This window comes from Cellulomonas biazotea (genome assembly GCF_004306155.1).
GTDB lineage: Bacteria > Actinomycetota > Actinomycetes > Actinomycetales > Cellulomonadaceae > Cellulomonas > Cellulomonas biazotea.
Genome location: NZ_BIMR01000375.1, coordinates 1 through 911 on the forward strand (window position 1 = coordinate 1; position 911 = coordinate 911).

The following is a 911-nucleotide window of genomic DNA, read 5'->3' on the forward strand; positions in this document are numbered from 1 at the left end:
GTCGTCGCGCCTGCGGCTAGTAGTTCAGGTAGCTGAGCCTGAGCGCCTCGATCGCACGGCCCTGGCCCGTCGTGCCGACGAAGAGCGTCGTCCCGACCTGGCTGTTGGTGCGCGCACCCTGCCACCCGACGTTCGAGACGTGCGCCTCCGCGCTGAGCCGGTGGGTGGTCGAGTACAGCTGCAACGCCTCGAGCTGGAGCGCCTGACCGACGGTCCCGAGGACGATCTGCTGGCCGTTGGGGTTCGCGCAGAACCACGGGAGCCAGCCCCGGTCCTGGACGTGCGCGCGGCCGCAGATCTTGAGCGTGCCGGTGGTGCGGATCGACACCGCCTCCAGGGGCCAGCCGAGGCCCGTCGAGCCGATGATGTCGTAGCGCCAGCCGATGTTCCTGATGTGAACGCCGTACTCCAGCTGGCCGTTGACCACCATGGGGGTGACGGCCTGGCTCGACGTGGACGACTTGGGAACCACCCCGCTGCCGGGAGTGGGGTCCGTCGCACCGACGGGCAGCGCCGCCGCGACGAGCAGGACGAGACCTGCGGTGGCCGCGACGATGCCGCGGGATGCCTTCCTGTTCATGTTCCCCCTTGCCTGCGGGCCGCCCTCGTCGGCGGCTGGCCCGACCGTATCGGCGGACCTGCGCCGTTCGTGGGGGTTTGAGCTGCTGATCCGCGCCCGTCCACGGACGATCGGTAGCCGGGTCGGCGTGACGACGACGAACGCCCCGACTCCGGCACGTGCGCCTGTGTCACTCCGGGCGTGGGGCGGCTCTGGACGATCCCCTTGAGACTCCCGGCCCACCTAGTCCGAGGATCGGCCTCGAGGAACGGAACCTCCGACCGCCGCGATGGCCGCGGCCGGCACCTGCACCATCGGAGCCCCGTCTCCGTCCCTCGCAACACGGTCCGCC

General features: G+C 71.0%; 1 protein-coding gene. It reads right to left on the reverse strand.

All coding sequences use genetic code 11. From position 1 onward, the window contains the following. Positions 1–16: 16 nt before the first annotated feature. On the reverse strand, positions 17–580 hold the full coding sequence (locus CBZ_RS18830) for a hypothetical protein (protein ID WP_130782991.1): 564 nt from the start codon (positions 578–580) through the stop codon (positions 17–19). Positions 581–911: the final 331 nt, after the last annotated feature.

Bases quoted from the DNA above. Each gene is read 5' to 3' on its own strand.
- CBZ_RS18830 (WP_130782991.1), bottom strand. From the start codon at position 580: ATGAACAGGAAGGCATCCCGCGGCATCGTCGCGGCCACCGCAGGTCTC.